The following is a 1,888-nucleotide window of genomic DNA, read 5'->3' as shown; positions in this document are numbered from 1 at the left end:
TATCAGTGCATCCCAGGTTTTGGTGGCGTGGCGCGGCACTGAGATGGAAGGGCTCGCTGATTTAATTACCGATGCGACCTTTCGTCCCGTGAAATCTGAGGTCGCGGCGGTTTGCGAGCCCAAGGTTCCTTGCCCCGACCTCACCGCTGTGGGCAGTGTGCACCTTGGCTTTCGAGATGCATTTGAGGTGGCGAGACGGGTTTATACCCAACATTTGGGGCAGACGATTTTTAAGGGGATTGATGGTAAAAAGCTGTTCATCTGCGGCCATAGCCTGGGCGGCGCCCTCGGCCTCATCCACGCGGCCTCGCTGAAAGACCATAACCCCTTGCTCTATACCTACGGGATGCCCCGAACCTTTACCCTCCACGCCGTGCAATTTTTAGGCGACCTCAGGCACTTTCGCCATGTCAACGACATGGACGCCATTCCTCGCGTGCCCCCCGAGGCCGCGCTGGACAACTACCTGTATGACATCTACGGCCCTATGGGCCTGCTGGCCGGGTTTAGTTGGTCGCTACGTCAAGCTGTTACCAGCGCCCTGTTCAAGCATGAAGACCCATACAGCCATCACGGTGAGATCGCCCTGTTTCTCCGTACCGAACAACACCAGCAACAAGAATTCACCCCATACCCCGCTTACCGCAGACCTGACGGCTCGCCTTATCGCAGCACGCTCACTTATGAACTGCCGATAAAAGCCAAGTTGTATTTGGTGCCAAGCCTGAGCGAGGACAGTGATCAGCAGGCTGAGCAGGCCACGCAGCGCCTCAATACCTCCCTTACCGCAGAAAGCCGGGCCAGGTTCTTCCCGCGCTACAGCCTCCCGACGACGTGGCGAATGCCGCGTATTGGCGACCATTACATGTCGCAATACCAACCCTATATCCACAACCAATTACTGGAATCGATTGACGCCGAGCGCGATCCGTTACTGGAGCGGCAAATAGAAAGACACAAGTTCGAACAGCAGATAAAGGACTACTACGGGAGCATTCATGAAGACGAATTGGCCCGCAGTCGCATTTTTCTCGACTTGCAGGCCCTGGTAGACCAGGCCCTGCCTGTCACCCAGCAAATGGATGGCGGAGCCGAAGCGCTGCAACGCTTTAATGCCATTGCCGACCCCAAAGCGTATTACGAGAAAATTTATGGTTAAGCCTATCAGTTCGCTAAAGGTCGAAACCGGGTTTACCCGACTGCTCAGTTTCGCGTGCGTGATGTTTTTCAGCCTCAGCGGCTGCCGCCAGGACTATAGCCTGGCGCCGCCGGCCAACAGCGAAACAATAACCGTCACCGTGAAACTGCCCAAGGAACTGAAAACCGAAACCATGTGGGTGATGTATCGCTCGCCCATCTGTAAGAGCATCAGACGCGGCCCCAGTGGCCAACGCATGGAACGGGATGGGCATCAGTCGGTTTACAAGGAACTGGAGCGCCAAGGAGAGAGCGATCTTTACCAGGTGAAACTGCCAAAAGATGGAGGAGGAGCGTGCCGCTGGCATTTGGCGAATGTGACGTTTGGTGTGGAGTATGCCGACCCGACGCGGTTTGGCGAGAACGTGACTTATGGCGCTGGTGGAGGCGTGATCGCGATATTTGACTACAACGACTCTCCACAAGGAGGAGCCGATATCAAGGTTGACGGAGATTTAACAATCAAAAAGGACTATTACCCTTGGATACATGAAAGTTTTATAGGCGGGTACAGCAAGACTATAAATTTGGCGAGTGAAGGTGGCATCTACATTAACTATCAGGCATTGCAGGCGCGAACAGTGTATTTCGAACCTGTTTTTCACTCTTCGGTACTGGTTCGTTCGGAAGGGTCAAAGGTACACAAAGTTGGCAATTTCATTAAATTCACCTACCCCGACGGCAGTGTCGT

General features: G+C 54.2%; 2 protein-coding genes. Both read left to right on the top strand.

Annotated elements, in window-relative coordinates; translation table 11 throughout:
- Positions 1 to 1,159, top strand: a 1,159-nt coding sequence (locus tag NDJ82_RS27340; RefSeq protein ID WP_250926663.1) for a lipase family protein, incomplete at its 5' end; no start/stop codon positions are given.
- A partial coding sequence (locus tag NDJ82_RS27335) for a hypothetical protein (protein WP_250926662.1) occupies positions 1,152 to 1,888 on the top strand: 737 nt, incomplete at its 3' end. The genes NDJ82_RS27340 and NDJ82_RS27335, both read left to right, overlap by 8 nt.

This window comes from Pseudomonas sp. SR18, assembly GCF_023701505.1.
Lineage (GTDB): Bacteria > Pseudomonadota > Gammaproteobacteria > Pseudomonadales > Pseudomonadaceae > Aquipseudomonas > Aquipseudomonas cyclaminis.
The sequence above is the reverse complement of the archived record's forward strand: the minus strand, read 5'-3'. Positions and strand labels throughout refer to the sequence as shown.